At 62.5% G+C, this 25,498-nt stretch carries 24 protein-coding genes; 7 read left to right on the top strand and 17 right to left on the bottom strand.

Going from position 1 to position 25,498, the window contains the following annotated elements:
* Positions 1-71: 71 nt before the first annotated feature.
* On the top strand, positions 72-1,829 hold the full coding sequence (locus tag GM658_RS21720) for an allantoate amidohydrolase (RefSeq protein ID WP_371865212.1): 1,758 nt from the start codon (positions 72-74) through the stop codon (positions 1,827-1,829).
* Between the two features lie 25 nt (positions 1,830-1,854).
* Here the strand turns inward: GM658_RS21720 and GM658_RS21725 are convergent, their stop codons facing one another.
* The 4 genes from GM658_RS21725 to GM658_RS21740 are packed head-to-tail and all read right to left on the bottom strand — an operon-like array spanning position 1,855 to position 7,394.
* The gene (locus GM658_RS21725) at positions 1,855-2,895 is read right to left on the bottom strand and encodes a CaiB/BaiF CoA transferase family protein (RefSeq protein ID WP_155456152.1); all 1,041 of its coding nucleotides are present in this window, start codon (positions 2,893-2,895) and stop codon (positions 1,855-1,857) included.
* 1 nt (position 2,896) lies between these two features.
* Positions 2,897-5,029, bottom strand: coding sequence for a 3-hydroxyacyl-CoA dehydrogenase NAD-binding domain-containing protein (locus GM658_RS21730; RefSeq protein ID WP_155456153.1), 2,133 nt, complete (start codon positions 5,027-5,029; stop codon positions 2,897-2,899).
* Between the two features lie 12 nt (positions 5,030-5,041).
* A complete protein-coding gene (locus GM658_RS21735; RefSeq protein WP_155456154.1) occupies positions 5,042-6,247 on the bottom strand; it encodes an acetyl-CoA C-acetyltransferase in 1,206 nt (401 codons plus the stop codon).
* 10 nt (positions 6,248-6,257) lie between these two features.
* Positions 6,258-7,394 (bottom strand): acyl-CoA dehydrogenase family protein, encoded by a 1,137-nt coding sequence (locus tag GM658_RS21740; protein WP_155456155.1) that lies wholly within the window; start codon positions 7,392-7,394, stop codon positions 6,258-6,260.
* 96 nt (positions 7,395-7,490) lie between these two features.
* On the opposite strand from GM658_RS21740, the gene GM658_RS21745 reads away from it, so the two are divergent.
* The gene (locus tag GM658_RS21745) at positions 7,491-8,126 is read left to right on the top strand and encodes a TetR/AcrR family transcriptional regulator (RefSeq protein WP_155456156.1); all 636 of its coding nucleotides are present in this window, start codon (positions 7,491-7,493) and stop codon (positions 8,124-8,126) included.
* Positions 8,127-8,141: 15 nt separating this feature from the next.
* On the opposite strand, the gene GM658_RS21750 is transcribed toward GM658_RS21745, so the two are convergent.
* From GM658_RS21750 to aptA, 8 genes are read right to left on the bottom strand one after another with little or no spacing between them, the layout of a single operon-like run.
* Positions 8,142-9,377, bottom strand: coding sequence for a Zn-dependent hydrolase (locus GM658_RS21750; RefSeq protein ID WP_155456157.1), 1,236 nt, complete (start codon positions 9,375-9,377; stop codon positions 8,142-8,144).
* 10 nt (positions 9,378-9,387) lie between these two features.
* A complete protein-coding gene (gene hydA, locus GM658_RS21755; protein ID WP_155456158.1) occupies positions 9,388-10,782 on the bottom strand; it encodes a dihydropyrimidinase in 1,395 nt (464 codons plus the stop codon).
* Complete coding sequence (locus GM658_RS21760; RefSeq protein WP_155456159.1) at positions 10,783-12,261, bottom strand: NCS1 family nucleobase:cation symporter-1; 1,479 nt, start codon at positions 12,259-12,261, stop codon at positions 10,783-10,785. It abuts the gene before it with no gap.
* Positions 12,258-13,544 (bottom strand): NAD-dependent dihydropyrimidine dehydrogenase subunit PreA, encoded by a 1,287-nt coding sequence (preA, locus tag GM658_RS21765; RefSeq protein WP_155456160.1) that lies wholly within the window; start codon positions 13,542-13,544, stop codon positions 12,258-12,260. Before preA ends, GM658_RS21760 begins: the two co-directional genes overlap by 4 nt.
* Complete coding sequence (locus GM658_RS21770; protein WP_155456161.1) at positions 13,544-14,911, bottom strand: NAD(P)-dependent oxidoreductase; 1,368 nt, start codon at positions 14,909-14,911, stop codon at positions 13,544-13,546. Before GM658_RS21770 ends, preA begins: the two co-directional genes overlap by 1 nt.
* Before the next feature lie 7 nt (positions 14,912-14,918).
* Complete coding sequence (locus GM658_RS21775) at positions 14,919-16,421, bottom strand: CoA-acylating methylmalonate-semialdehyde dehydrogenase (RefSeq protein WP_155456162.1); 1,503 nt, start codon at positions 16,419-16,421, stop codon at positions 14,919-14,921.
* Positions 16,422-16,436: 15 nt separating this feature from the next.
* On the bottom strand, positions 16,437-17,552 hold the full coding sequence (ald, locus tag GM658_RS21780) for an alanine dehydrogenase (protein ID WP_155456163.1): 1,116 nt from the start codon (positions 17,550-17,552) through the stop codon (positions 16,437-16,439).
* A gap of 12 nt (positions 17,553-17,564) precedes the next feature.
* Positions 17,565-18,881, bottom strand: coding sequence for an omega-aminotransferase AptA (gene aptA / locus GM658_RS21785; protein ID WP_155456164.1), 1,317 nt, complete (start codon positions 18,879-18,881; stop codon positions 17,565-17,567).
* 261 nt (positions 18,882-19,142) lie between these two features.
* On the opposite strand from aptA, the gene GM658_RS21790 reads away from it, so the two are divergent.
* The 3 genes from GM658_RS21790 to GM658_RS21800 all read left to right on the top strand — a co-directional run bounded on the left by GM658_RS21790 (position 19,143) and on the right by GM658_RS21800 (position 22,425).
* Positions 19,143-20,582 carry an aminotransferase-like domain-containing protein gene (locus GM658_RS21790; protein ID WP_155456165.1) on the top strand — a complete coding sequence of 480 codons (1,440 nt, stop codon included), beginning with the start codon at positions 19,143-19,145 and terminating at the stop codon, positions 20,580-20,582.
* Entirely contained in the window at positions 20,569-21,204 is a 636-nt protein-coding gene (locus GM658_RS21795; RefSeq protein WP_155456166.1) for a TetR/AcrR family transcriptional regulator, read from the top strand. Before GM658_RS21790 ends, GM658_RS21795 begins: the two co-directional genes overlap by 14 nt.
* Before the next feature lie 66 nt (positions 21,205-21,270).
* Positions 21,271-22,425, top strand: coding sequence for a glycoside hydrolase family 5 protein (locus tag GM658_RS21800; RefSeq protein ID WP_155456167.1), 1,155 nt, complete (start codon positions 21,271-21,273; stop codon positions 22,423-22,425).
* A 156-nt stretch (positions 22,426-22,581) separates the two neighbouring features.
* On the opposite strand, the gene GM658_RS21805 is transcribed toward GM658_RS21800, so the two are convergent.
* The 5 genes from GM658_RS21805 to GM658_RS28910 all read right to left on the bottom strand — a co-directional run bounded on the left by GM658_RS21805 (position 22,582) and on the right by GM658_RS28910 (position 24,568).
* The gene (locus tag GM658_RS21805) at positions 22,582-22,998 is read right to left on the bottom strand and encodes a hypothetical protein (protein WP_155456168.1); all 417 of its coding nucleotides are present in this window, start codon (positions 22,996-22,998) and stop codon (positions 22,582-22,584) included.
* Positions 22,999-23,125: 127 nt separating this feature from the next.
* Entirely contained in the window at positions 23,126-23,479 is a 354-nt protein-coding gene (locus tag GM658_RS21810) for a hypothetical protein (protein WP_211841911.1), read from the bottom strand.
* Between the two features lie 44 nt (positions 23,480-23,523).
* Positions 23,524-23,838, bottom strand: a complete 315-nt coding sequence (locus GM658_RS21815; protein ID WP_155456169.1) for an immunity protein CdiI family protein — start codon at positions 23,836-23,838, stop codon at positions 23,524-23,526.
* A gap of 58 nt (positions 23,839-23,896) precedes the next feature.
* Positions 23,897-24,172 (bottom strand): hypothetical protein, encoded by a 276-nt coding sequence (locus GM658_RS21820; RefSeq protein WP_229417015.1) that lies wholly within the window; start codon positions 24,170-24,172, stop codon positions 23,897-23,899.
* A gap of 30 nt (positions 24,173-24,202) precedes the next feature.
* The gene (locus GM658_RS28910; protein ID WP_170298914.1) at positions 24,203-24,568 is read right to left on the bottom strand and encodes a hypothetical protein; all 366 of its coding nucleotides are present in this window, start codon (positions 24,566-24,568) and stop codon (positions 24,203-24,205) included.
* Positions 24,569-24,725: 157 nt separating this feature from the next.
* Between GM658_RS28910 and GM658_RS28915 the strand changes: the two genes are divergently transcribed.
* Together GM658_RS28915 and GM658_RS21830 are read left to right on the top strand one after the other, a co-directional pair.
* Complete coding sequence (locus GM658_RS28915) at positions 24,726-24,899, top strand: hypothetical protein (RefSeq protein WP_170298915.1); 174 nt, start codon at positions 24,726-24,728, stop codon at positions 24,897-24,899.
* On the top strand, positions 24,896-25,225 hold the full coding sequence (locus tag GM658_RS21830) for a hypothetical protein (RefSeq protein ID WP_155456171.1): 330 nt from the start codon (positions 24,896-24,898) through the stop codon (positions 25,223-25,225). The genes GM658_RS28915 and GM658_RS21830 overlap by 4 nt, the downstream gene beginning before the upstream one ends.
* The last annotated feature ends 273 nt before the right edge of the window (positions 25,226-25,498 follow it).

The following is a 25,498-nucleotide window of genomic DNA, read 5'->3' on the forward strand; positions in this document are numbered from 1 at the left end:
GTATATAGTGGTGCTTATAGCGTGCTGTTCTGGGCGAGATATGATCGATGATCTATTTTGGGATGCCTGCGATGACGACGACTCTCTCCGAACTGAATTCCTGCGACCTGGCCGCTTTTGTTGACCGCTTGCGCGGTATTTATGAGCATTCGCCGTGGATTCCGGAGCGGGCGGCGGCGCAGCGGCCCTTCGCCTCCCTGGCGGCGTTGAAGCAGGCATTGCAGGGCGTGGTCTCCAGCGCGACGGAGGCCGAACAGCTTGGCCTTGTGCGCGCTCACCCGGAACTGGCGGGCAAGGCGGCCATCGCCGGCGAACTCACCGCGGAATCGACGAGCGAGCAAGCCAAGTCTGGGCTGAACCTGTGCAGCGCCGAGGAATTCGCGACTTTGCACAAACTGAATGCGGACTACAACGCCAAGTTCAGTTTCCCCTTCATCCTCGCGGTAAAGGGCCCGACCGGGCTAGGGCTGACGCGCGAAGCCGTCATCGCCACCTTCGCGCGCCGGCTGAAGAACCAGCGCGCCGACGAATTGGCGGAATGCCTGCGCCAGATTCATCGTATCGCCGAAATCCGCCTGAACGACCTGCTTGGCGTGCAGCTGCAATTCGGCCCGCAAATCATGCAGTGGTCGGAAGATCTGGCGCAATGGAGCGACGATGAGGGCGCCCTGACCTGCGCCTACATGACCGACGCGCACCGCGCAGCCGCGGCGCAGCTGGCGGCGTGGATGCGCGGTGCGGGCATGCAGGTGGAGATCGATGCGGTCGGCAATGTGGTTGGCCGATACCTGTCGGACGCGCCAGGCGCGAAGACGATCATCACGGGCTCCCACTACGACACGGTTCGCAACGGCGGCAAATACGACGGCCGCCTTGGCATCTTGCTGCCCATCGCCATCGTGCGGTATTTGCACGATGAGGGCGAGAAGCTGCCGTTCCATTTCGAAGTGATCGGCTTCGCGGAAGAAGAAGGTGTCCGCTTCCGCAGCACCTTCCTGGGCAGTAACGCCGTCACAGGGAAATTCGACATGGGCTTGCTGGACGCCGTCGACGCCGAAGGCATCAGGATGCGCGATGCGCTGGCCGCAGCGGGTCACGACGCGGCAGCCATTCCTTCCATCGCCCGCCGGCGCGAGGACATTGCGGCCTACGTCGAAGTGCATATCGAACAAGGCCCCGTGCTGCTCGAGCACGGCCTGCCGGTAGGCGTGGTCACGGCGATTGCCGGCAGCTCGCGCTTCCTCGTTGAACTGCAAGGCGTGGCAAGCCATGCCGGCACTACGCCTATGCATATGCGCAAGGATGCAGCGGCGGCAGCGGCCGAAATCGTACTGCTGGTTGAACAGCGCTGCTCGCAAGGCGTGGCGCTTGTCGGTACCGTCGGCCAGTTGCAGGTGCCGGGCGGATCGGTGAACGTGATCCCTGGCGCCTGCAAACTCTCGCTCGATATCCGCGCCGCCGACGATGCAGTGCGAGAGGCTGCGGTCAAGGACGTGCTGGATGGCCTGGCCGCTATCTGCTCACGGCGCAACATCGAATTCAAGGTCGAAAAAATCGTGGAAGCAAAGGCCGCGCCTTGCGCGCCATGGCTGATGCAGCAGCTGGGCGACGCCGTCGAGCGCCGTGGCTTGCCGCGCTTCGACCTTCTGTCCGGCGCCGGCCACGATGCGATGGCGATTGCCGCGCTGACCGATGTGGCGATGCTGTTCACCCGCTGCGGCAACGGCGGCATCAGCCACAATCCGCTGGAGACGATGACGGCAGACGATGCCGACCTGGCCGCGCAAGTCTTGCTGGATTTCCTGCGCCGCTTCAGCCCTCAGGTTTGAAAGGCCAACCTCGAACCTTTGGGTTTCATTTTCTGATCACCGGCCCGGCTTCCGACGGGGTTGCGGAGAATCGCGGGGCCGGATTCGCCTGCAGCACGCCGTCGACTTTCGCATACGTTCCGCGTGCCTTCATATGCGGGTGCTGTGCCGCTTCGGATGGCGAGAGCACCGGCGCAAAGCAGGCATCCGTTCCCTCCAGCAGTGCGCACCAGTCATCGCGCGTGCGCGTTGCAAACAGCTCGGCCATCGCCGCACGCTGCAGCGGCCACTGGCCCGCCGCATGCTGGGCCGCGAAGCGGCGGTCATCGGCCAGCCCGAGTTTTTCCAGCAGCAGTTTGTAGAATTTACCCTCCAGCGCCCCGACCGTGATATCGCGGCCATCTTTGCAACGATAGGTGTTGAACCAGTGCGGGCCATCCAGCACCGAGGTGCCGCGCTGCTCGCGCATCAAGCCAGTTGCGGACAGGTCGAGCAGGAGGTTCATCATATGCGCCGAACCGTCCACGATGGCGGCGTCGATCACCTGGCCTTTGCCACCGCCGCGTGCATGCAGGATGGCGGAAACGATGCCCAGCGCAAGATACAGGGCGCCGCCGCCAAGGTCGCCCACCAGCGTCGGCGGCGCGACCGGCGGAACGTCGCCCGCGCCCGCGTAATGCAATGCGCCCGACAAGGCGATGTAGTTGTTGTCATGGCCCGCCGCTTGCGCCAGCGGGCCGGTTTGCCCCCATCCCGTCATGCGGCCGTAGGCGAGGCGCGGATTGCGCGCCAGGCATACCTCGGGACCAAGGCCCAGGCGTTCCATGGCGCCGGGCCGCATGCCTTCGATCAGGCCGTCGGCGTCCTCGATCAGTTCCAGCACGGTGTCGATGGCGCCGGGATCCTTCAGGTCCAGTTCCATCGAGCGCTTGCCGCGGCGCAGGATGCCGGCGGTCGGGATCTCCGCCGGCCCGGGACGTTCAACCAGGATCACTTCCGCGCCCATGTCCGCCAGCAGCATGCCGCAAAATGGCCCCGGGCCGATACCGGCAATCTCGATAATCCTGACACCGGACAGCACACCCATCTCAACCCTCCGTGTAGTAAGTAGCCCCGCTTGCGGCCATCGCCTTCAGCTGCGCTGGCGGTACAAAACGTTCGCCATGCGCGGCGGCCAGGCGTTTGCACTGCGCCACGAAGGTTGCCGCCCCGGCATTGTCGATCATGCTCAACGGGCCGCCGCGGAAAGGCGGGAAGCCCCAGGCGAGGATAGCACCGACGTCGGCGTCACGCGCGGAACGCAGCACGCCTTCGTCCATGCAGCGTGCAGTTTCCACCGCCTGCACCACGGTCAGGCGCTCAACCACCTGCGGCAGGTCCGGCTGTACCGCTGCGCGCGGAAACAGCTCCGCCAGCCCTGCCCACAGCGATTTCTTGCCGCCTTCCGGATAATCGTAGAAACCTTTGCCGGCCTTTTTGCCGATGCGGCCCAGTTCCACCATGCGTGCCGCAACTTCGTGGCCGGGACGGCCTTTGTAGGCGCTGCCTAAATCCAGGCGCGTCTGGCGATCGATCTTCCAGATCAATTCGGAGGACACTTCATCGGTCAATGCGAGCGGACCGACCGGCATACCGGCCTGCAGCCCGGCGTTTTCGATCAATGCCGGCGCAACGCCTTCGGCCAGCAAGGCAAGGCCCTCCAGCACGTATGTCGAAAACACCCGGCTCGTGTAGAAGCCGCGCGAATCGTTGACTACGATCGGCGTCATGCCCAACGCCCGTACCAGGTCCATCGACCGCGCCAGCGTGGCGTCGGATGTCTGCTGGCCGACGATAATTTCCACGATTGCCATGCGGTCCACCGGCGAGAAGAAATGCAGTCCGATGAAGTTGGCCGGGCGCGCGCTGGCCTCCGCCAGGCCGCTGATTGGCAAGGTAGACGTGTTGGAAGCGAAGATTGCATCACCGCCCAGCACCGCTTCCGCACGGCGCGTCACGTCGGCCTTGATGGCGCGGTCCTCGAATACCGCCTCCACCACCAGCTCGGCCCCAGCCAGCAGGGCGAAGTCGGTGGTTGGGACGATGCGCGCCAACAGGGCTGCTGCCTTTTCGGCAGACACCTGACCGCGTTTCTGCTGTTTATCCAGCAGCCCCGCGGAATATGCCTTGCCGTTTTCCGCCGATGCCTGTGCAGTGTCGACCAGCACCACTTCGATTCCAGCCTTGGCTGCGACATAGGCAATGCCCGCCCCCATCATGCCTGCGCCCAGTACGCCGATCTTGCTGTATTTCTGCTGCGGCACGTCCTTCGGGCGCGACGCCAGCTTGTTCGCCTGGTTCATGCTGAAGAACAGCGTGCGGATCATGTTCTTCGCTTGCGGCGACAGCACGGTCTGCACGAAGTAGCGCGCCTCCGTCATCAGGCCGGTATCGAGGTCCGTCATCAGCCCTTCGTACACGCAGGAGAGGATGTTGCGCGGCGCCGGGTAATTGCCGTAGGTCTTGGCGCGCAGCATTGCGTTGGCAGCCATGAACACTTGCTGCACAGCCGGCGACGACACAGCGCCGCCAGGAATCTTGAAGCCCCTGGCATCCCATGGTTGCTGTGCGCCGCCCGCGGCGATGGCGCCGAGCAGCCAAGCGTGTGCGGCGTCCGGTTCACTGCCCGCCGGAACGACTTCGTTGAGGATGCCCAGTTCACGCGCAGCGGCGGCCGTCAGGCGCTTCCCTTCCAACAGCAGCGGGAGTGATTTCTGGATGCCGACAAGGCGCGGCAAGCGTTGCGTGCCGCCGCCGCCCGGAAGCAAGCCAAGCGTCACTTCCGGCAAGCCGAAGCGCGCCTTGGGATTGTCGGCCGCCACGCGATAGTGCCCGCACAGCGCTACTTCCAGGCCGCCGCCCAGTGTCGTTCCCGGCAGCGCCATGGCCACCGGCTTGCCGCAGGTTTCCAGCTTGCGCAGCGCGCGGTCGAGGCGCACCACGCGTTCAAACAACGCTTCCGCCGTCTTGGCGGACAGCAGCCATTCCAGGTCACCTCCCGCGATGAAGTCAGGCTTGGCCGACGTCATCAGGATGCCTTTCACGGCAGCGTCGCCCACCACGCGTTCCACCAGCTCGCACAGCGCGTTGCAGCTTTCTTCATTCAGCACGTTCTGGCTGCGTCCCGGCATATTCCAGCTCAGGGTGGCAATGCCGTGGGAATCCAGGCTGTAATCGATCATTGTCTGTCTCCCTTAAATGCGCTCGATGATGGTGGCAGTACCCATGCCCGCGCCGACGCACAGCGTGGCCAGCCCGGTCTGCAGGTTGCGGCGTTCCAGTTCGTCCAGCAGGATGCCGAGGATCATGGCGCCGGTGGCGCCCAGCGGGTGTCCCATCGCGATCGCGCCGCCGTTGACGTTGATCCTGTCGTGCGCAATGTTCAGCACGTCCATGAACCGCAGCACGACCGAGGCGAAGGCTTCGTTCAGCTCATACAGGTCGATATCGGAGGCCTTCATGCCGGCGCGCTTGAGCGCCTTTTCAGCTGCATAGCTTGGCCCGGTGAGCATGATCGATGGTTCGCTGCCGATGGAGGCGAAGGAGCGGATGCGGGCACGCGGTTTCAGGCCTGCGCGCTCGCCCGCCTCGCGGGTACCGATCAGCACTGCCGCCGCGCCGTCCACGATGCCGGAACTGTTGCCCGCATGGTGCACGTGCTGCATCTGCTCGATCTGCGGGTAGCGCTGTGTGATCACGGAATCGAAGCCGAAGTTGGCGCCCATTTCGGCGAAGGAAGCCTTCAGCGCGCCTAACGATTCAACCGTCGTATCGGGACGCACCAGTTCATCTCGCGCCAGCATGGTCAGGCCGTTGCGGTCCACTACCGGCACCACGGAGCGTGCGAAGCGCCCTTCGTTCCAGGCGCGGTGGGCGCGCTGCTGCGATTCGACGGCATACGCGTCCACGTCGCGGCGGCTGTAACCCCAGATGGTGGCAATCGCATCGGCGGAAATACCTTGCGGGACGAAGTAAGCGTCGAAGGCGCTTTGCGGGTCGACCGGCCAAGCGCCGCCGGAAGATCCCATCGGCACACGCGACATCGATTCGACGCCGCCGCCAACGACCATGTCGGACTGTCCCGACATCACCTGCGCCGCCGCCATATTGCAGGCCTCCAGGCCGGATGCGCAGAAGCGGTTGATCTGCACGCCGGCCACCGATTCGGCATAGCCGGATGCCAGTGCGGCTACCCGGCCGATGCAAGCGCCCTGCTCACCCACCGGCTCCACGCAGCCAAGCACCACGTCGTCGATCAGCGCGCTGTCGAAGTTATTGCGGGTGACCAGCGCACGCAGCGCCGTCTCGGCCAGGCGCAGCGGCGTCACGCCGTGCAGCGATCCGTCTTTCTTGCCTTTGCCGCGCGGCGTGCGCACGGCGTCAAAGATATAAGCTTCCAAGCGGGTCTCCTTACAGCGAACGGCTGATCAGTTCTTTCATGATTTCATTGGTGCCACCGTACACGCGCTGCACGCGGGCGTCGGCCCAGGCGCGGGTGATCGGGTATTCCCACATATAGCCATAACCGCCGTGCAGCTGCACGCACTTGTCGAGCACACGGAACTGCATTTCTGTGGTCCAGTACTTGGCCATGGAGGCGGTGGCCGCGTCCAGCCTGTCTTCCAGCAGCAGCTCCACGCAGCGGTCCACGAATACACGGCACATCTGCACTTCGGTCTTGATCTCGGCCAGGGTATGGGCGATGGTCTGGAATTCGGCGATCGGGCGCTTGAACGCCTTGCGGTCGCGCGTGTACTGCACCGTCCATTCCAGGCCGGATTCGGCGGCTTGCACAGCCATGATGGCGATCTGCATGCGCTCCCAGGGCAGTTCCTGCATCAGGTATTTGAAGCCGGCGCCTTCTTCGCCCAGCAGGTTGTGCGCCGGCACGCGCACATTGTCGAAGAACAGCTCCGAGGTGTCCTGCGCCTTCATGCCGGCCTTTTTCAGGCGCTTGCCTTTGCTGAAGCCGGCCATCGAAGTGTCGACCACGAACAGGCTGATGCCTTTGGCGCCGGCGCTGGGGTCGGTCTTGGCGACCACGATCACGCAGTCCGCATTCCAGCCGTTGGTGATGAAGGTCTTGGAACCGTTCAGCACGTAATGGTCGCCGTCGCGGATGGCCGTAGTGGCCACGCCCTGCAAGTCCGAGCCGGTGCCCGGTTCGGTCATCGCAATGGCGCCGATCATTTCGCCGGTGGCCAGCTTGGGGATGTAATGCGATTTCAGGTACTCGCTGCCATAGTGCAGGATGTAAGGCGCCACGATTTCCGAGTGCAGCATGAAACCGGGGCCGGAGGCGCCGATGCGGGCCTGCTCCTCGATCAGCACCATGCTGTAGCGGCGGTCCACGCCCACGCCGCCATATTGCTCCGGCATGGTCGGGCACAGGAAGCCCGCAGCGCCGGCCTTCAGCCACGCTTCACGGTCGACATATCCCTGCTCTTCCCAGCGTTCGTGGTGTGGGGCAATTTCGGTTTCCATGAAGCGGCGCGCGGATTGGCGCAGCATGTCGTGTTCTTCGGTGAATAAGGTGCGAGGGATCATGGGGCAACAGTCTCCGGATGATGTTATAGGTCAACTGACCGAGATAGTATCGGTCAGTTGACCTATTTGTCAATCAACGGGCATAATTCGTCCCTTATGCGGAAAAAATCAGACACGCCCCTGCAGGCAAAGGAATCGAACACCACCTCCAAAGGATTTGAACGCGCCAGCGCGATCCTGGAAGCGGCGCGTTTGTTGTTGGCGCACGACGGTTACGCGGCACTGGCCATGCGTAGCGTGGCGCAGCAAGTGGGCGTGAGCCTGTCGACCGTGCAGCATTACTATCCTAGCCGGGATGCCCTGATCGAGGCGCTGCTGGAGCAGACTTTCGCCCGCTACCAGGCCGGCATCGACGAGCGCGTTGCCGCCGCCGGCGCCGGGCCACGCGTTGAACTGTTTGAATCGATCATCGACTACTTCCTGGCCGATTTGCGCGACCAGGTATCGAGCGGTTTGTTCTTCGAGATCGCAGCGCTGGCCAACCGCCATCCGGTGGCCGCCAAGCTGTTCGACACCATGATGAGCCGCGCCCGCAAGACCCTGCGCAACCTGATCCACGAAATCGACCCCGGGCTGACCATGGCCCAGTGCGAAATTCGCGGCACGCTGATCGTGGCGCAGATGCTGGGCACCATGCTGTTCATCTCCGAGACCCGCCCCCAGCACAAAGAGCTGGAAAACCTGGCCCACGAAGCCACGGTCGCCATCACCCGCATCGCTTTCGGACGGTGATACGTCCGCGGGCGATCAGACGACGCCCGCCCGGTCCAGCATGGCGTGCAGCAGAACGTTGCAGCCGGCTTCAAGATGTTCTTTTTTGGCGTCTTCAATTTCGTTGTGGCTGATGCCGTCCTTGCAGGGAACGAAGATCATGCCTGCGGGCGCCACACGAGCGGCGTAAATCGCGTCGTGGCCCGCGCCGGAGACCACGTCCATCGTGGAGTAGCCCAGCTTCTCTGTCGCCTTGCGCACTGCGCCGACGCAGTCGGGGTGGAACGGACACGGCGGATAGTACGACACGCGCTCGATCTTGACCGGCAAGCCGGTTTCGGCGGAAGTCCTGTCGACAAACGCCAAAATCTCTTCGTGCATCTTGTTCAGCAGCTCGTCGTTCACATTGCGCAGGTCGATGCTGAATTTGACCTGGCCGGGAATCACGTTGCGGCTGTTGGGGAAGACCTGCATCATGCCGACCGTACCGCGCCCATATGGCGGGTAGCGGTTGGCGATTGCGACCACCTCGGGAATGATCTGGGCGGCGACCTGCATGGCGTCTTTGCGCAGGTGCATCGGGGTCGGGCCGGCGTGGGCTTCCATGCCGGTCACGGTGCAGTCGTACCATGACAGCCCCATTACGGCCGGCACAACGCCGATCACCTTGTCGGCGTCTTCGAGCACCGGGCCTTGCTCGATATGGGTTTCGAAATAGGCCCCGATCGGGTGTTGGCCGGGCACTTCGTCGCCCTTGTAGCCGATGCGTTCCAGTTCCTCGCCAACGGTTTTACCCTCAGTATCCTTGGCGGCGTATGCGTGTTCCAGCGTGAATGCGCCGCAGAAAACGCCGGAACCCATCATCACCGGGACGAAGCGCGAGCCTTCCTCGTTGGTCCAGAAGGCGACTTCAATTGGCGCCCTGGTCTTGATGCCTTTGTCGTTCAGGGTGCGGACAACTTCCAGGCCCGCCAATACCCCATAGTTGCCGTCGAATTTGCCGCCGGTCGGCTGCGTGTCGATATGGCTGCCGGTCATGATCGGAGGCAGCGTATTGTCCTCGCCGTCGCGGCGCATGAAGACATTGCCGATCTGGTCGACCGTGATCGAGAGTCCGGCGCCGCGCGCCCAGCTGGTGACCAGGTCGCGGCCTTGTTTGTCGAGGTCCGTCAGCGTCAGGCGCTTGACGCCGCCTTTCGGTGTGGCGCCGATTCTGGCCAGTTCCATCAGCGAATCCCAAAGGCGGTCGCTGTTGATGCGTAGGTCGCTCATGATCTTCTCCTTAGCGCGCCGTCACTGGCGCAAAGGCAGGGCGGTCGATATGGCGCCCCGCGCCTTCAACCGCCCGCAATTCGCCACGATGGAAGACGACCTTGCCGGCCGCCACCGTGGTGCTTGGAATTCCCTTGACTGTACGTCCCTCGAAGACATTGAAGCCGCCCTTGGCAAATTGGGTCTTGGCTGAAATGGTGCGGCTGCCTTCCGGATCCCACACCACGATATCCGCGTCCGAGCCGGCAGCGATCAGCCCCTTGCGCGGATAGATATTGAAAATCTGCGCCGCATTGGCCGACGTCACGCGCACAAATTCGGAAGGCGTGAGCTTGCCGCTATTGACGCCTTCATCCCAGATCACGGCCATGCGGTCTTCCACGCCGCCGCAGCCGTTCGGAATTTTAGTGAAATCGTTGCGCCCTGCAGCCTTTTGCTCGGCGCAGAACGTGCAATGATCGGTCGCGGTGGTATGCAGGTTACCGCCCTGCAGGCCTTGCCAAAGCGCCTTCTGGTGCTCGCGGCTGCGGAACGGAGGGCTCATCACGTGGCCGGCGGCGAAGTCGAAATCCGGATGGTCGTACACACTGTCGTCCACGATCAGGTGGCCGGCCAGCGCTTCGCCATACACACGCTGCCCTGCTGCCCGGGCGCGGGTGATGGCATCGAGCGATTCCTTGCACGACACGTGCACAATGTAGAGCGGCGTGTTCAGGACGTTGGCGATGGCGATGGCGCGGTTGGCCGCTTCTGCTTCCACGGCTGGCGGGCGCGATAGCGGGTGCGCGCGCGGGCCGCTGATCCCCTGGCGCAGCAAGTCCTGCTGCAGCTGATAGACCAGCTCACCGTTTTCCGCATGCACGGTGGGGATGGCGCCCAGCTCCAGCGCGCGGCGGAAGCTTTTCACCAGCGTTTCATCGTCGGCCATGATGGCGTTCTTGTACGCCATGAAGTGCTTGAAGCTGTTGACGCCATGGTTGCGTACCAGCGTTCCCATTTCTTCGTGCACTTTATCCGACCACCAGGTGATCGCCACGTGGAAGCTATAGTCGCCGGCGGCCTTTTCCGCCCAGCCGCGCCATTGGTGATAGGCCTCCAGCAGCGGTTGTTGCGGATTGGGGATGACGAAATCAATGATCGTCGTATTGCCGCCCGAGAGGCCGGCTGCGGTGCCGGTGAAAAAATCGTCCTGCGTGACTGTACCCATGAACGGCAGGTTCATATGGGTATGCGGGTCGATCCCGCCTGGCATGACGTACTGGCCGCCGGCGTCGATGATCTCGGCTCCTGCAGGCGCGGCCAGCGCCGGCCCGACTGCGACGACCTTATCGCCATCGCACAGCACATCGGCGCGGAAAGCCCGGTCCGCATTCACTACAGTCCCGCCACGAATCAAGATTGCCATTTATGCGTTCTCCGGAATTGCGGGCGGCACAGCTTTGGCCGACCTGCCTTTCATCAAGATGCCGTACACCACCGCTGCAATTGCGATGCCGACAAACCATGCGTAGGTATAAATCAGCTTGAAACCGGCGCCGACATCGCCGAACGAAGCGGGAAATGCCGCGTTCAGGAAGCCCGGCACGTTCGGCGCCACGCCGAAGGCGAAGGCCAGCAGCGCCGCGGAATTCCAGCCGTTGGTGTAGCTGTATTCGCCGTTACCGACATACAGCGCGCCGACATTCAGTTCGGTCTTGCGGATCAGGTAGTAGTCGACGATCAGCACGCCGGCAATCGGGCCAAGCAGCGCCGAATAGCCGATCAGCCAGGTAAAGATGTATCCCTGCGTCGTCTCCAGCAGCTTCCACGGCATCATCGCCAGCGCAATGCCGGCGGTGATGTAGCCGCCGGTGCGGTAAGAGATATGTTTCGGCGCCAGCGCGGAAAAGTCATAGGCGGGCCCCACCAGGTTCGCAGCCAGGTTGACCGACACCGTGTCGATCAGCAGGATCACCAGCGCCACCAGCACGGCGACGCCGCTCATGCGGCTGGCCAGGTCGACCGGATCCCAGATCGCCTTGCCGTACAGGACCACCGTGGCCGACGTGACGATCACCGCCAGCGCCGCCAGCATGCCCATTGGCACAGGGAGGCCAACCGACTGGCCCAGCACCTGGTCGCGCTGGGTCTTGGCGAAACGCGTGAAATCGGGAATATTCAGCGCCAGCGTGGCCCAAAAACCGATCATCGCCGTCAGCGAGGGCCAGAACGTCGGCCAGAACTGTCCCGCCTTCCTGCCCCCTTCAACGAACTGCGAAGGCTGGTCGAGCAAGGTGCCAAAGCCGCCCGCCTTCTGGTACACCCAGCCAAGCAGCACGAAGCAAATGATGATTTTCAGCGGCGCCGTATAAGTCTCGAGCTTGCGGATCGCATCCATGCCGTGCACGATGTACCAGAACTGGACCGCCCAGAACGCGACAAAGCAAAGCAGCTGCGCGCCGTTGATGCCCAGGCCGGCGATCCTGGCGCCGCCGATCTCGCCGCCCGTCATCACGCCCAGCAGGGTGTAGATCATCTGCCCGCCGAACCAGGTCTGGATGCCGTACCAGCCGCAGGCCACGATGGCGCGCATCAGCGCCGGCAGCCGCGCGCCGGAAGTGCCGAACGAAGCGCGCGCCAGCACCGCATAGGGGATGCCGTACTTGGTGCCGGCGTGGCCGATCAGCAGCATGGGAAGCAGGACAATCGTATTCGCCAGGAAGACGGTGAGCACCGCCTGGCCGGCCGACATGCCGCCTTCGATCAGGCTGGCCGCCAGCGTATAGGCGGGAATGCACATGACCATCCCAACCCAGAGTGCAGCGAAGTGATACCAGCGCCAGGTGCGCTGCGATTCATTGGTCGGGGCCAGGTCTTCGTTCCACAGCTGGGTGTTGTCGCTCATGCAGTCTCCTTGATTTCGGCACGAGGATTGCGCGGATCCTGCGTCCAGTTCATATAAGGCTTGCCCGTTGGGACTGCGACCATCGTAATACAACCTTGCACCGGACAGGTGATTTCGCACAAGTTGCAGCCGACGCATTCGTCGTCATTGACTTTATAAGTGCGCGTGCCCGTCGCCTCGTCGACCAGCTGGAAGATCGACTGGTGCGAGGTATCCTCGCAAGCGACGTAGCAGCGGCCGCATTTGATGCAATCGTCCTGGCTGATGTGGGCGACGGATTTATAGTTCATGTTCAGGAACTTCCAGTCGGTGGTGTTGCCCACCGCCTTGCCCATGAAGTCGTCCAGCGTCTTGTAGCCCTTGGAGTCCATCCAGCGTTCCAGGCCATCCTTCATCTCCTGCACGATGCGGAAGCCGTGCAGCATGGCGGCGGTGCACACCTGCACGCAGCCCGCGCCGAGCGCAATGAATTCAGCCGCATCCCTCCAGTTGCCGATGCCGCCAATGCCGGAAATGGGCAAGCCGTGCGTTTCCGGATCGCGCGCGATTTCGGCGACCATGTTCAGCGCCACAGGTTTCACGGCAGGACCGCAGTAGCCGCCGTGCGTGCTGGCGCCGCCGACATTCGGGTAAGCGACCATCCTGTCCAGGTCCAGCGAGGTGATGGAGTTGATGGTGTTGATCAGCGACACGGCGTCTGCGCCGCCCGCCTTGGCGGCGCGCGCCGGGCGGCGGATGTCGGTGATGTTGGGCGTCAGCTTCACGATCACCGGCAGCCTGGTGTGCTTCTTGCACCACGCGGTCACCTGCTCCACGTATTCGGGAACCTGGCCGACTGCCGAACCCATGCCGCGCTCCGGCATCCCGTGCGGGCAGCCGAAATTCAGCTCGATGCCGTCGGCGCCGGTGGCTTCCACTTTCGGCAGGATGTCGGCCCAGGCCTGCTCTTCGCAAGGCAGCATCAGGGATACCACGATGGCGCGGTCGGGCCAGGCTTTTTTCACTTCGGTGATTTCGCGCAGGTTCAGTTCCAGCGAACGGTCGGTAATCAGCTCGATATTGTTGAAACCAATGACTTCGCGGTTCTTGCCGTAGATGGCGGAGTAGCGCGAGGACACGTTCACCGCCGGCGGATCTTCGCCCAGCGTCTTCCACACCACGCCGCCCCACCCTGCTTCGAACGCGCGGATCACATTGTATGCCTTGTCGGTCGGCGGCGCGGAGGCGAGCCAGAACGGATTCGGCGCCTTGATGCCGCAGAAATTGATGCTCAGGTCGGCCATTATGCTGCTCCCTTCTTCGCCTGGATGTCGGAATGAATCGCCATGGCGGCGCGCTTGCCGTGCTCCACGGCCTGCACGGTCAGGTCCTGGCCGAGCGATACGCAGTCGCCGCCGGCGTAAATGCCCGGCAGGACGGTGCGGAAGCCGTCATCCACATGGATCTTGTCGCCGTCGCGCTTCAGCATGGCCGCCAGCGGGTCGGCCAGCGCGGCCGGTTCCATCGCCTGGCCGATGGCCTTGAAAATGGCGTCGGCCGTCAGCTCGAAGGTCAGGCCGGTGCCGATCATGCGCGTGCCGTCCAGCGCCGTGCGCTCGAAGCGCATGCCGCGCACGCGGCCCGCTTCGTCCAGCAGGACCTGCTGCGGCTGCGCCCAGGTCAGCATGCGCACCTGGTTGGCCTTGGCGATGTCCTGCTCATGGTGGGTCGCGCTCATGGCGTCGAAGCCGCGGCGATAGACCATCGTCACTTCTTCCGCGCCCAGGCGCTGGATCTGCACCGCCATATCGATCGCCGTGTTGCCGGCGCCGATCACGATGGCGCGGCGCGGCACCGGCAGCTTGGCCAGGTCGTCCGCCTGGCGCAGTTCGGCGATGTAATCCACCGCCGCCATCAGGCCCGGCGCGTCCTCTCCGGTCAGGCCCAGCGCGCGGCTGGCGCCCAGGCCCAGGCCCAGGAAGACTGCATCGTATTGCGCGTGCAGGTCCTTCAGGTGTACGTTCTGGCCCAGCTTCTGGCCATGGCGCACCTCGATGCCGCCGATCCCCAGCAGGAAATCGACTTCCTTCTGCGCGAAGTTGTCGGTCAGCTTGTACTTGGCGATGCCATATTCGTTCAGGCCGCCCGATTTCTCGTGCGCCTCGAAGATCACCACATCGTTGCCCAGCATGGCCAGGCGGTGGGCGCAGGACAGGCCTGCCGGGCCGGCGCCGACCACGGCGACCTTCTTCCCGGTCGAGGCGGCGCGCTGGAACGGATGCCCTTCGAGCGCGGCGTTGTCGAGTGCGAAGCGCTGCAGCAGGCCGATTTTCACCGGCTGGCCTTCGGCATCATGGTTGCGCACGCAGGCGTCTTCACACAGGATTTCGGTTGGGCAGACGCGCGAGCAGCTGCCGCCGAGGATGTTCTGCTGCAGGATCGTGACAGCGGCGCCGTTCACGTTCTTCTCGTGGATATTGCGGATGAAGCTCGCAACGTCGATGCCGGTCGGGCAGATGCGCGTACACGGCGCGTCATAGCAGTACAGGCAGCGCGAGCTTTCAATGGCAGCCTGGCGTGCGTTGAGCGGCGGCGCCAGGTCGGTGAAATGACCGGCCAACTCCTCGTTCGTGGCTTTTGGCTGCGGTATGTATTTGAGTGACTCGATCATTGGTTCCTCACTTCATTTGAGGGAATGCGAACTGTGCACCAGCGCTGGCGGTATTCGGCCAACGTTCCATCACAGCCTTGTGACGGGTGTAGAAACGCACACCCTCCGGGCCATACGCGTGGTGGTCGCCGAACATGCTGCGCTTCCACCCGCCAAAACTGTTGAAGGCCATCGGTACCGGCAGCGGCACATTGACGCCCACCATGCCGACCTGGATCTGGCGCACGAATTCGCGCGCCACGCCGCCATCGCGCGTGAAGACGGCGACGCCGTTGCCGTATTCGTTCTTGTTGATCAATTCAACCGCCGATGCCACGTCCGGCAGGCGCACCATGCACAGCACCGGCCCGAAGATCTCTTCCTTGTAGATCGTCATGTCGGGCGTCACGTGGTCGAACAGCGTGCCGCCGATGAAGAAGCCGTTCGGGCGGTCGGACACCGTGTAATGGCGGCCATCGACCACCAGGGTCGCGCCCTGTTCCACGCCCTCGCCGATCAGGCGCTCGATGCGCTGTTTGGCGGCGGCCGTCACGACAGGCCCCATTTCCGCCTCGGCCGCCATGCCGTCGCGCACTTTCAGCGCAGCGGTGCGTTCTTTCAGTGCGCCCAGCAGCTTGTCTGCCGCGTCGCCCACGGCCGCCACCACCGAGATCGCCATGCAGCGCTCGCCGGCGGAGCCGAAAGCCGCGCCCATCAAGGCATCGACCGCCATCGCCATATCGGCATCGGGCATGACCACCATATGGTTCTTGGCGCCGCCCAGCGCCTGTACGCGCTTGCCGTGATGCGAGCCGCGCGAGTAGATGTATTCCGCGATCGGCGTCGAGCCGACAAAGCTGACCGCCTGCACGGCCGGGTGGTCGAGCAAGGCATCGACCGCCACCTTGTCGCCCTGCACCACGTTGAACACGCCGTCCGGCAAGCCGGCCTCCTTCAGCAAGCGCGCGTGCAGCAGGGACGGCGAAGGGTCGCGTTCGGAAGGCTTGAGGATGAAGGTATTGCCGCAGGCGATGGCGATGGGGAACATCCACATCGGCACCATCACCGGGAAATTGAACGGCGTGATGCCGGCCACCACGCCCAGCGGCATGCGCATCGACCAGGCGTCGATGCCGCGTGCGATCTGGTCGGTGTATTCGCCCTTCATCATCTGCGGGATGCCGACGGCGAATTCCACCATCTCGATACCGCGCGCCACTTCGCCCTTGGCGTCGGCGAACGTCTTGCCATGTTCGCGGGTCAGCATGGCGGCGAATTCCTCGGTGTGCTGGTGGCACAGCTCCAGGTATTTGAACAGCACGCGCGCCCGGGTCAGCGGCGGCGTGTTGGACCAGGCCGGGAATGCCGCTTCGGCGGCGCGCACGGCGGCATCGACTTCTTCCACCGTGCCAAGCGCCACGCGCGCCACCGGTTCGCCCAAGGCTGGATTGAACACGTCGCCATAGCGCCCGCCGGTCGTATCGACCTTTGCGCCATTGATAAAGTGGGTAATGGTATCGAGATTGCTCATAGAAGGCTCTGGGGTTTACGCCAGCAGTGAATCAGCCGGCACATAGGGATAGCCAAGGTCGTGCGCCACCGCTTCGTAGGTGACGTGGCCCTGGCAGACATTGAGTCCATTGCGCAAATGCGGGTTGGCCTTCATGGCCTTGGCCCAGCCCTTGTCGGCCAGCGCCACGGCGTGGCCGATCGTGGCGTTGTTCAGCGCAAAGGTGGAGGTGCGCGCCACGGCGCCCGGCATATTGGCGACGCAGTAATGCACCACGCCGTCGACCACGAAGGTCGGGTTCTCGTGCGTGGTGGCGTGCGAGGTCTCGAAGCAGCCGCCCTGGTCGATCGCCACGTCCACCACCACCGAGCCCTGCTTCATGCGCGAGACCATGCTGCGCGTGACCAGCTTGGGCGCGGCGGCGCCCGGCACCAGCACGCCGCCGATCACCAGGTCGGCCTCGGTCACCGCGTCGTCGATGGTGTGGGCGTTGGAATACATGGTCTGGATGCGGTTGCCGAAGACCAGGTCCAGCTGGCGCAGGCGGTCCACGTTCTTGTCCAGCACCGTGACGCGGGCGCCCATGCCAACGGCAATCTGCAGTGCATTGGTGCCGACCACCCCGGCGCCGATAATGGCCACCTGGCCCGGCGCCACGCCCGGCACGCCGCCCAGCAGCAAGCCCATGCCGCCTTTGGATTTTTCAAGGTGGGCGGCGCCAGCCTGGATCGCCATGCGCCCCGCCACTTCGCTCATCGGCGCCAGCAGCGGCAAGCCGCCGTTCGGACCGGTGATGGTTTCATACGCAATGCAGACCGCGCCGGATTTCACCAGCGCCTTGGTCTGCTCAGGATCGGGCGCCAGGTGCAGGTAGGTGTAAAGAATCTGGTTCTCGCGCAGCATGGCGCATTCCTGCGGCTGCGGCTCTTTCACTTTCACGATCATTTCCGCCTTGGCGAAGATTTCCTCCGCCGTGGCCACGATCGTGGCGCCGGAGCCGGCATACATCTCGTCGGTCAGACCGATTGCAGCGCCCGCGTTGTGTTGCACCATCACCTGATGCCCGCGGAGTGTCAGTTCCTTGACGCTGGCCGGGGTAAGGCCAACGCGCGATTCCTGATTCTTGATTTCCTTCGGTACGCCTACCAACATGGTTCGTCTCCTCTAGTCTAGGTCCTTCAACACCTTTCCGAGCTTCCCGAACAATTCGTCGATGTGCTTCTTTTCAAAGGTGAGGGGTGGCGACAGCGCGATGATGTCGCCGGTGGTGCGGATCAACAGCCCATCCGCGAAAGCTTTCTTGAACGCGGCATAGGCGCGCGCTCCAGGCGCACCGGGACGCGGCGCCAGCTCGATGCCGGCGACCAGGCCGATGGTGCGGATGTCGATCACATGCGGCAGGCCTTGCAGCGAATGCACCGCATCTTCCCAATACGGCTGGATTTCCTTGGCGTGGTCCAGCAGCTTCTGTTCCTTGAATACCTCCAGGGTGGCCAGCGAAGCGGCGCAGGCCACCGGGTGGCCGGTGTAGGTGTAGCCGTGGAACAGCTCGATGCCGGCCGGGCCGTCCATGAAGGCGTCGTGGATGAACTTCTTGCTGAACACCGCGCCCATCGGGATGGTGCCGTTGGTCAGGCCCTTGGCGGTGGTCATCATGTCCGGCTCGACGTCGAAGTAGTCGGTGGCGAACGGCGTGGTCAGGCGGCCGAAGCCGGTGATCACTTCGTCGAAGATCAGCAGGATGCCGTGCTTGGTGCACAGCTCGCGCAGGCGTTTCAGGTAGCCCTTGGGCGGCACCAGCACGCCGGTCGAACCGGCCACCGGCTCCACGATCACGGCGGCGATAGTGGAGGCGTCGTGCAGCGCCACGATGCGTTCCAGTTCATCGGCCAGGTGGGCGCCGTATTCCGGCTCGCCGCGGCTGTAGGCGTTCTTTTCCAGGTTGTGCGTGTGCGGCAGGTGGTCCACGCCTGGCAGCAGCGTGCCGTACGGCTTGCGGTTGCCGGCGATGCCGCCGACCGAAATGCCGCCGAAGCCTACGCCGTGGTAGGCGCGTTCACGGCCGATCAGGCGGGTGCGCGAGGCTTCGCCGCGCGCCTTGTGATAGGCCAGCGCGATCTTCAGCGCGGTGTCCACCGCTTCGGAGCCGGAATTCGTGTAGAAGACGTGGCCGAAGCGATGGTTGGTGTATTCCATCAGCTTTTCAGCGAGGTCGAAGGCAGCCGGGTGGCCCATCTGGAAGGTCGGTGCGAAATCGAGCTGGCCGACCATTTCACTGACCGCCGCCACGATCCTGGGCTGACGGTGGCCGCAGGGGACGCACCACAGGCCCGCCGTGCCGTCCAGGATCTGGTTGCCGTCGACGTCCTTGTAGTACACGCCCTCGGCGGAAACCAGCAGGCGCGGGCTCGCTTTGAAGTCGCGGTTGTTCGTGAACGGCATCCAGAAGGATGCCAGGGATTGCGGCCGGGCTTCGTTCATTTGCTATCTCCTATTTTTTAAACCCGGTAACCCGGGTCAGACCCAAGGGTCAGACCCCGTTACGCGGCAGCTGCAGGCCAGGGTCCGACCCTTGGGTCGTACCCAGGTTTACAGGGTTTTTTTACGATGCTCAAAAAACTTTACCAGTTGGCAAAATCATGATGCAATAATAGACAGCAAGGTAACTATGGCACATATACACACACAGAGAAACACCCCAACCGTACAGGCAATAAAAACAGTACAGTTTTCGAGACCCCCATGCCCAATCCGACCTGGCCAGAACTAAGCATCGAGCGCGCCGCAAAAGGCAGCCTGGTAGAAAAAATCGTGGACGCCATCAGCGCCATGGCGGCCAGCCGCGAATTGCGCGTGGGCACCAAGATGCCCTCCGTCAGGCAATTCGCGAAGTGTAATGGGATCAGCACCTTCACAGTTGTGGAAGCCTACGACCGCCTGGTCACGCTTGGACTGTTGTCGTCACGCCGCGGTTCCGGCTATTACGTTGCCAGGCAGGAAGCTCCGGCGCTGGCGGCGCCGGCCGCCATGTTCGCCACCCCATCCGCCGTCGACGCGCTGACGCCGGAACTGTATTCCGGCGCCTCCGAGGCCCTGCCCGTCGGCGCCGGCTGGCTGCCCCCCGAGTGGTACGGCGAAGACACCATCCTCGACGCCGTGCGCCACGCCATGCGCATCCCCGCCAACCGCCTGCGCGGTTACGGCCACCCGCTGGGCTTCCCCGGCCTGCGCCAGGTCATGGCGACCACGCTCAGCGCCGAATTGTTCGCCGTCGAAGCCGAGCAGATCCTGCTGACACACGGCGCCACGCACGCCTTCGACCTGATCCTGCGCACTCTCACCAAGCCGGGCGACACCGTCTTTGTGGAAGACCCGGTGTACAGCAACCTGCTGTCGCTGATCCGGCACCACGGCTGCCACGCCATCGGCATCCCGCGCGACGAGAACGGGCTGGACATGGACTTGCTCGCCGCGCAGGCGAAAGAAAGCCAGCCCAAGCTCATGTTCGTCAACACCGTGCTGCAGAATCCCCTCGGCACCAGCCTGACGCAGGCGCAAGCGCACCGGCTGCTGGGCCTCGCCGAACAATTCGACTTCTGGCTGGTGGAAGACGATATCTACCGCGAGCTCACTGCGCGCGGCGAAGCCTCGCTGGCGGCAATGGACGGCCTTCGCCGCGTGATCCGCGTCGGCAGCTTCTCCAAGACCCTGTCGCCGGTGCTGCGCGTCGGCTCGATCTGCGCCTCGGCTTCGCTGCTGCCGGAACTGGTGCGCGTGAAGATGCTTGCCGGCCTCACCACCTCCGAAGTCAATGAGCGCGCCGTATACCACGCCATCACTGCACGCCCTTACAAGCGCATGGTGGAACGCCTGGTCACGCAATTGGCTGAAGGCCGCGAGCGCACCACCGAGCTGCTGGCCCTGGCCGGCATGAGGCCGATCGCCAGGCCGCGCGGCGGCATGTTCGTCAGCGCCGGCTGGGCGCAGGCGCCTTCGCCCGAGTGCAACGGCAAGTCCATCGCCGAACAGGCGCTCAAGTCCGGCATCCTGCTCGCGCCGGGCGAATTCTTCCAGCTGCGGCAGCCGCCGTCGATCTGGTTCCGCTTCAACGTCGCTTATTCGGACAGCCCGCAACTGCGGAACTTCCTGCAGGCCATGAGGAGAGAATATGGCATCAGCTAAATTGCGCCGCGTGCTCAATCGCGACCGCCTGGAGGCGGACATCATCGCCGAAGCGGTGCGCGTGTTCGCCGAAGCGGGCTACGAAGGCGCCTCCGTCGCCACCATCGCGGAGAACGTCGGCCTGTCGAAGCAGAACCTGATGTACTACTTCCCCACCAAGCAGGCGCTCTACCAGCGCGTGCTGGACGAGGTGCTGGACAACTGGCTGGAACGCATGGCCAACCTCGCCGCGCCCGATGGCGAGCCTGCCGAGGTGCTGCGCGCCTACATCGGCGCCAAGCTGGCCTTCTCGCGCGAGCATCCTCTGGCTTCGCGCGTGTATGCGATGGAAGTGATCAGCGGTGCGCCCATGTACGGCGAGCAGATTCGCGAACGCGTAGTGCCGCTGGTGCGCAAGGACATCGAAGTATTCGAGCGCTGGATTGCCGCAGGCCGCATCGCCCCCGTCAACGCCACCCACCTGCTGTTCGCCATCTGGGCCATGACTCAATCGTACGCGGACTTCGCCGCGCAAATGCATTTGGTGCTGGGCGCCCGCGAGCTGACCGCCACCGACTTTTCCGATGCCGAAGAGACCATCAGCAAGCTGGTGATCGCCGCCCTGGTGCCGGCCGCGCGCTAACAAATTGTTACGCCTGCAAATGCAGGGCGGGAGTTTAATGGAACCCGGCCAAACCGGAGGACAGCCATGAATTTTTCGCCGCGCCGCAGGACCATTCTCATATCCACGCTGGGCGCTGCCCTGCTTGCAGCCTGCGGTGGCGGTGGCGGCGGCAGTACTGTCACCACTCCCGAGCTGCCACCGCCTCCGCCACCTGCCGCCCCGACACGATTGAGCCTGAACGGTTCATCAATGAGCCTTCCCGGCGGCGCGGGCGTCGTCTTGCGTGGCATGAACGAAGGCACGTGGGGCGAGATGCAACAGAAGGATGCTGCGGATATCGCATCGCAAGGCGGCAAGGTAGTGCGCGTGCTGATACGCTGGTGGGGCCTGTACGGCTCGGCCGATGTCGAAAGCCGCGCCGACGCGTCGCCCGGCCACTTCGATCCGACGCACCTGCAGCGCTTCCTCACCGAAATCCAGTGGTGCATCAACGCAGGCCTGTGGGTCGTTGCAGCCATCGACTCGAATTGTGGCCAGAACGGCATGCAGGATGCGAACATGGCGGCCTACTGCGATCCCGGCGGCGCTTACCCCGGCGGCCACAATTTCTGGACCGATCTCGCCATGCGCCAGAAATTCAAGGAGGCCTGGCTGTACCTGGCCGGCATCCTCAAGGACTACAACAACATCGCCTTCTACGAGCTGCTGCCCGAGCCGCTTGGCGGCGCCGGCGCAGACCAGGCCGCGCAGGTATCCGCTTTCTACCAGGAGCTGATGGCGGCTGTCGACGGCGTCGACAAGCGCACGCCATTCCTGATCGGCGCACGCGACTCCTATAACATCAACCTGTGCGACGAAGCCTATATCAGCGATCCGCGCTGGACCAACCGTGTGGTCTACACCGGCAACTTGTTCCTTCGCACCGGGAAGACGCAAGCGGAAAATCTCGCCAACCTGGAAAGCCGCCTTGGCGCCCTGGTCGCCATGCGCAACAACCGCAACGTACCGGTCTTCATCCAGCAATTCGGCGTGCGCACCGGTGACGATCCCGGCAACTTCTACCTGGACGCAGGCCTGTCACGCATGAACGCCGCAGGCGTCGGCTACACCGGCTGGCAGTGGCGGCAGAACACCACCAATATGGACGAATATGCGATCGTGGTCGAAGACCCCGTCACCGGCCAGGACCGCGTCAAGCAGGACGTGCTGGCGGTCTATAGCAAATACTGGAGGGCCTGAGGACCCGATGGGGCCTGTTCAGCTGCGCAACATCGGGCCGGCGGCAGCTTCCGCCCCTTTGCGGACGTTTACGGTTCTACAAGGCGGTCGCCCAATGCCAGGAGCATCTGGCTTAACGCACAGTGTGGAAGCGTCCAGTTGACCACATGGCTGAAGCTAATCAATGCAAATGGCCGTAGTTGATACGCCGTCTTTCATTCCACGCAAACAGCCAAACACATTAAACGACGGGGAGCAATGGCCAAAACGGGCAATCTGTTCTCCAACCGGCGTGCAAATCATCGCACAATCATTGTCGGAAGTGCACGACTTCCCGGCATCCGGAGTTGGCAGATTGCATCCGAAATTCCCGCGCATTCCCATCCTTTCCCAGGTTCCGCCGTGTGAAAGACAGGCCTTCTTCGAGCGCAGTTTTGCTGTGGCATTTGCAGCCTTTTGAGACCAAAGTTCGTGATCGGGCTCTTGTTCAACAATGACATGAACGGGTATTAACACCTCGTCTGGCTTCAATTGGGCACCAGCTACTTTGGCCGCGTAAATAGCTATGGCAAGTAAAATGACGAGTTTACGCATTCACTCCACCAACATTTTAGATGTCGCGAATTTTGGTTCTGACAAATCATCAAGAGACGTAATATCTGCGATATTGAGCATGAATTCGAAGTCCATTTGTTGACGGTCCGCTAGTGGCCGCATCCTGTCATGCATCCGGGCCTACGTTTTGCACTCTCAGTTTCAGGGCTTGACTAAGCCAATCATTGAACCATTCAACAGGCATCAGCTCATTCTCAAAGCTTTTTGAACGAAGTTCTTCCAGTGTGAAGGTGTTGGCCAAATACAAGTCCCACTGTGTTTCCACGTCCGTCAGTATCGGAAGTATAACGTCGATTTCCGGCGGACCATCTACCTCGAGGTATTGGCACCAAAACGTGTCACACCATTCAGCAATCTGTTTGTGGCTGTATGGCGATTCACATGGGTGAGCGCCATATTGGAGCAAACGAACGAATGAATCTGGAGTGAACGGCAGTGGAATCGGATGTGATAATTTCATTTCAAAATGCGATAGCCTGGAGGTCCGTTTATGGCCGGTCCCAGTCAGCGGGTGCAATCCCTTATCTCAAAGCCAGTTCCCAAGCATTCCTGAAGTGAGCAGAGAAGGCTGGCAGCATCGGCCCGAAAATTCTCAAATTCCGCACCCGACCATGGTGAAGGCCCTGCAGGGTCACTCCAATCCAGGGATGTATCAAACCGTGCAATCAACTCTTCCGCCAGCTTCTTCACAGGCGGCGCGATTTCAAGACTGTCCAACTCAACAGGATATCCGAACCGGTCTCTGGCCAGTTCATTTTCTGACCATAGACAAATGCCAGAGCCTGGGTCGAAACTATATCGCAGCTTATAAACTTCCATGTGCCTCACAAGTTAGTACATCAGTTGTTGGCCGATTCCTTCACCACCTGGCGGGCCTTTATTTCGCCCACTCGGTTACCAGACGAGCGGCCTCATTGACATGCAGGATGTTGTCGATCGCGGACACTTTTCGAAGTGCAGCGCCCATGTCAAAGCTGCCGCCTTCCGTAATGGCCAACGCTTCATTATGCAATGCATATGCGAGATGGGCGGCCAGACGAACCTCCATAAGAGCATCGACTTCACTGCCTATATATGGGCTCAGCAACACCCGTATCTCATAAAGTGCATTCGCAAGGAGTCGAGCTTCAGCGCTATCGATATTCATTTTCATTACTCTATATCCGATGACGGCTTTTGGCCGTTAGCTGGCCTCATCCGGAAAAAATTCGGCCATTGCCTTCTTCAGCATGGGCCGAGTAAATAGCTCTTCATTGGTACCGGCAGCTTGCCCTTGATGCAAATACTCTCCCTCGTCGAACGCACGGTAGATTGCCCAGCAGCACGCAGAGAAATCTTCAAGCGGCGTCCAACCTGACAGCGCATTGATCGCAGAATCGGCGATATCGAAATTCAGTTTCCCTCGAAGATATTGCCGAGCCACTTCCTTTGCAAAGCGTTCTGAGAACACATCTCTTGAGCCGCCGAATGACGACAACGCATCGTCAAACGCGCTGGAGCTTGGGTACGCGTTCTCCATGATTTGATGAAGGATGTCTTCTGTATTCAAGCTAAAACTTTCCCAATGACTGCTGATGGTCGAAAGTGAACTCTCTATGGCCGAGTATAGCGCCTCTCCCAAACGCAAATCGCCTAGATCTTCCCCAAAGGTTTTCCGGTCACAAGCATTTGGTCGAAAGTGGCATTGATAGCGCGCCAAACTGCGTATGTCGTTTCCGCTGAAAGGAGCCGCTGTTTTCCGCTGTTTTCCGCTGTTGTCCGCTGTTGTCCGCTGTTTCCCGCTGATTTTTTGGGGAACCTTCGGCAAGCAAAGTGATCAAAACAAAAAAACAGCGGAAAACAGCGCGTTTCAGCGCAAAACAGCGGAGGAAACAGCATGAAAGACATAGCGACTTTGGCGATACCCGCCCATACCTTGTGCCGGCTCTTGCAATATGCCAATGCCCATCAAACTGAACCTTGTGCCGGCGAACTGGCCGCAATCGCGATTGAGGAATGGCTCGCGCGTGCCGAGGGCGTCAGCGCAACCCGCATCCGTAGGCATGGTTATCAATGGAAAACCGTCTTCCTGCCTGAAGGCACTCAGCTACGCGCCTGGAATCGCATCGGATTCGCCTATGCTGAAGTGATTGGCGATCACATCGTGCATCTGGGAGTGGCCGTCTCGCCGCACGAGTTCATGCCGTTGCAAAGGGATTTCCCGTAGCGCCTGGGCTGAAGTCGCATTGCTGTTCCCCGGCGAGAATCACTGGAAACGCGCTGATGACCACCGCCGGGCGATGGCCCGGCAACCTGAGCCACAAACCAGCTCTGCGCCTGCAACCACGCTAGCGCCTCCCGAACCAGCACCACCGAAATGTTCGAGCGCGTTGCCTCCGGCCCGCCCAGGTCTTCCCCGCGTGCTTCCGATTCCGACGCAAGCCCGCCTTCAGCCAGACATTCAAAAGATAATGGCGGCGGACGAAGCCCTGCTCAACAC

Origin of the sequence: Massilia eburnea (assembly GCF_009720745.1) — a bacterium.
Lineage (GTDB): Bacteria > Pseudomonadota > Gammaproteobacteria > Burkholderiales > Burkholderiaceae_D > Rugamonas > Rugamonas eburnea.

Excerpts from the sequence above, each read along its gene's own strand:
- GM658_RS21720 (WP_371865212.1), top strand. The coding sequence starts at position 72 with ATGACGACGACTCTCTCCGAACTGAATTCCTGCGACCTGGCCGCTTTT.
- GM658_RS21725 (WP_155456152.1), bottom strand. The coding sequence starts at position 2,895 with ATGGGTGTGCTGTCCGGTGTCAGGATTATCGAGATTGCCGGTATCGGC.
- GM658_RS21730 (WP_155456153.1), bottom strand. The coding sequence starts at position 5,029 with ATGATCGATTACAGCCTGGATTCCCACGGCATTGCCACCCTGAGCTGG.
- GM658_RS21740 (WP_155456155.1), bottom strand. The coding sequence starts at position 7,394 with ATGATCCCTCGCACCTTATTCACCGAAGAACACGACATGCTGCGCCAA.
- GM658_RS21745 (WP_155456156.1), top strand. The coding sequence starts at position 7,491 with ATGCGGAAAAAATCAGACACGCCCCTGCAGGCAAAGGAATCGAACACC.
- GM658_RS21750 (WP_155456157.1), bottom strand. The coding sequence starts at position 9,377 with ATGAGCGACCTACGCATCAACAGCGACCGCCTTTGGGATTCGCTGATG.
- hydA (WP_155456158.1), bottom strand. The coding sequence starts at position 10,782 with ATGGCAATCTTGATTCGTGGCGGGACTGTAGTGAATGCGGACCGGGCT.
- GM658_RS21760 (WP_155456159.1), bottom strand. The coding sequence starts at position 12,261 with ATGAGCGACAACACCCAGCTGTGGAACGAAGACCTGGCCCCGACCAAT.
- preA (WP_155456160.1), bottom strand. The coding sequence starts at position 13,544 with ATGGCCGACCTGAGCATCAATTTCTGCGGCATCAAGGCGCCGAATCCG.
- GM658_RS21770 (WP_155456161.1), bottom strand. The coding sequence starts at position 14,911 with ATGATCGAGTCACTCAAATACATACCGCAGCCAAAAGCCACGAACGAG.
- GM658_RS21775 (WP_155456162.1), bottom strand. The coding sequence starts at position 16,421 with ATGAGCAATCTCGATACCATTACCCACTTTATCAATGGCGCAAAGGTC.
- ald (WP_155456163.1), bottom strand. The coding sequence starts at position 17,552 with ATGTTGGTAGGCGTACCGAAGGAAATCAAGAATCAGGAATCGCGCGTT.
- aptA (WP_155456164.1), bottom strand. The coding sequence starts at position 18,881 with ATGAACGAAGCCCGGCCGCAATCCCTGGCATCCTTCTGGATGCCGTTC.
- GM658_RS21790 (WP_155456165.1), top strand. The coding sequence starts at position 19,143 with ATGCCCAATCCGACCTGGCCAGAACTAAGCATCGAGCGCGCCGCAAAA.
- GM658_RS21795 (WP_155456166.1), top strand. The coding sequence starts at position 20,569 with ATGGCATCAGCTAAATTGCGCCGCGTGCTCAATCGCGACCGCCTGGAG.
- GM658_RS21800 (WP_155456167.1), top strand. The coding sequence starts at position 21,271 with ATGAATTTTTCGCCGCGCCGCAGGACCATTCTCATATCCACGCTGGGC.
- GM658_RS21805 (WP_155456168.1), bottom strand. The coding sequence starts at position 22,998 with ATGCGTAAACTCGTCATTTTACTTGCCATAGCTATTTACGCGGCCAAA.
- GM658_RS21810 (WP_211841911.1), bottom strand. The coding sequence starts at position 23,479 with ATGAAATTATCACATCCGATTCCACTGCCGTTCACTCCAGATTCATTC.
- GM658_RS21815 (WP_155456169.1), bottom strand. The coding sequence starts at position 23,838 with ATGGAAGTTTATAAGCTGCGATATAGTTTCGACCCAGGCTCTGGCATT.
- GM658_RS21820 (WP_229417015.1), bottom strand. The coding sequence starts at position 24,172 with ATGAAAATGAATATCGATAGCGCTGAAGCTCGACTCCTTGCGAATGCA.
- GM658_RS28915 (WP_170298915.1), top strand. The coding sequence starts at position 24,726 with ATGTCGTTTCCGCTGAAAGGAGCCGCTGTTTTCCGCTGTTTTCCGCTG.
- GM658_RS21830 (WP_155456171.1), top strand. The coding sequence starts at position 24,896 with ATGAAAGACATAGCGACTTTGGCGATACCCGCCCATACCTTGTGCCGG.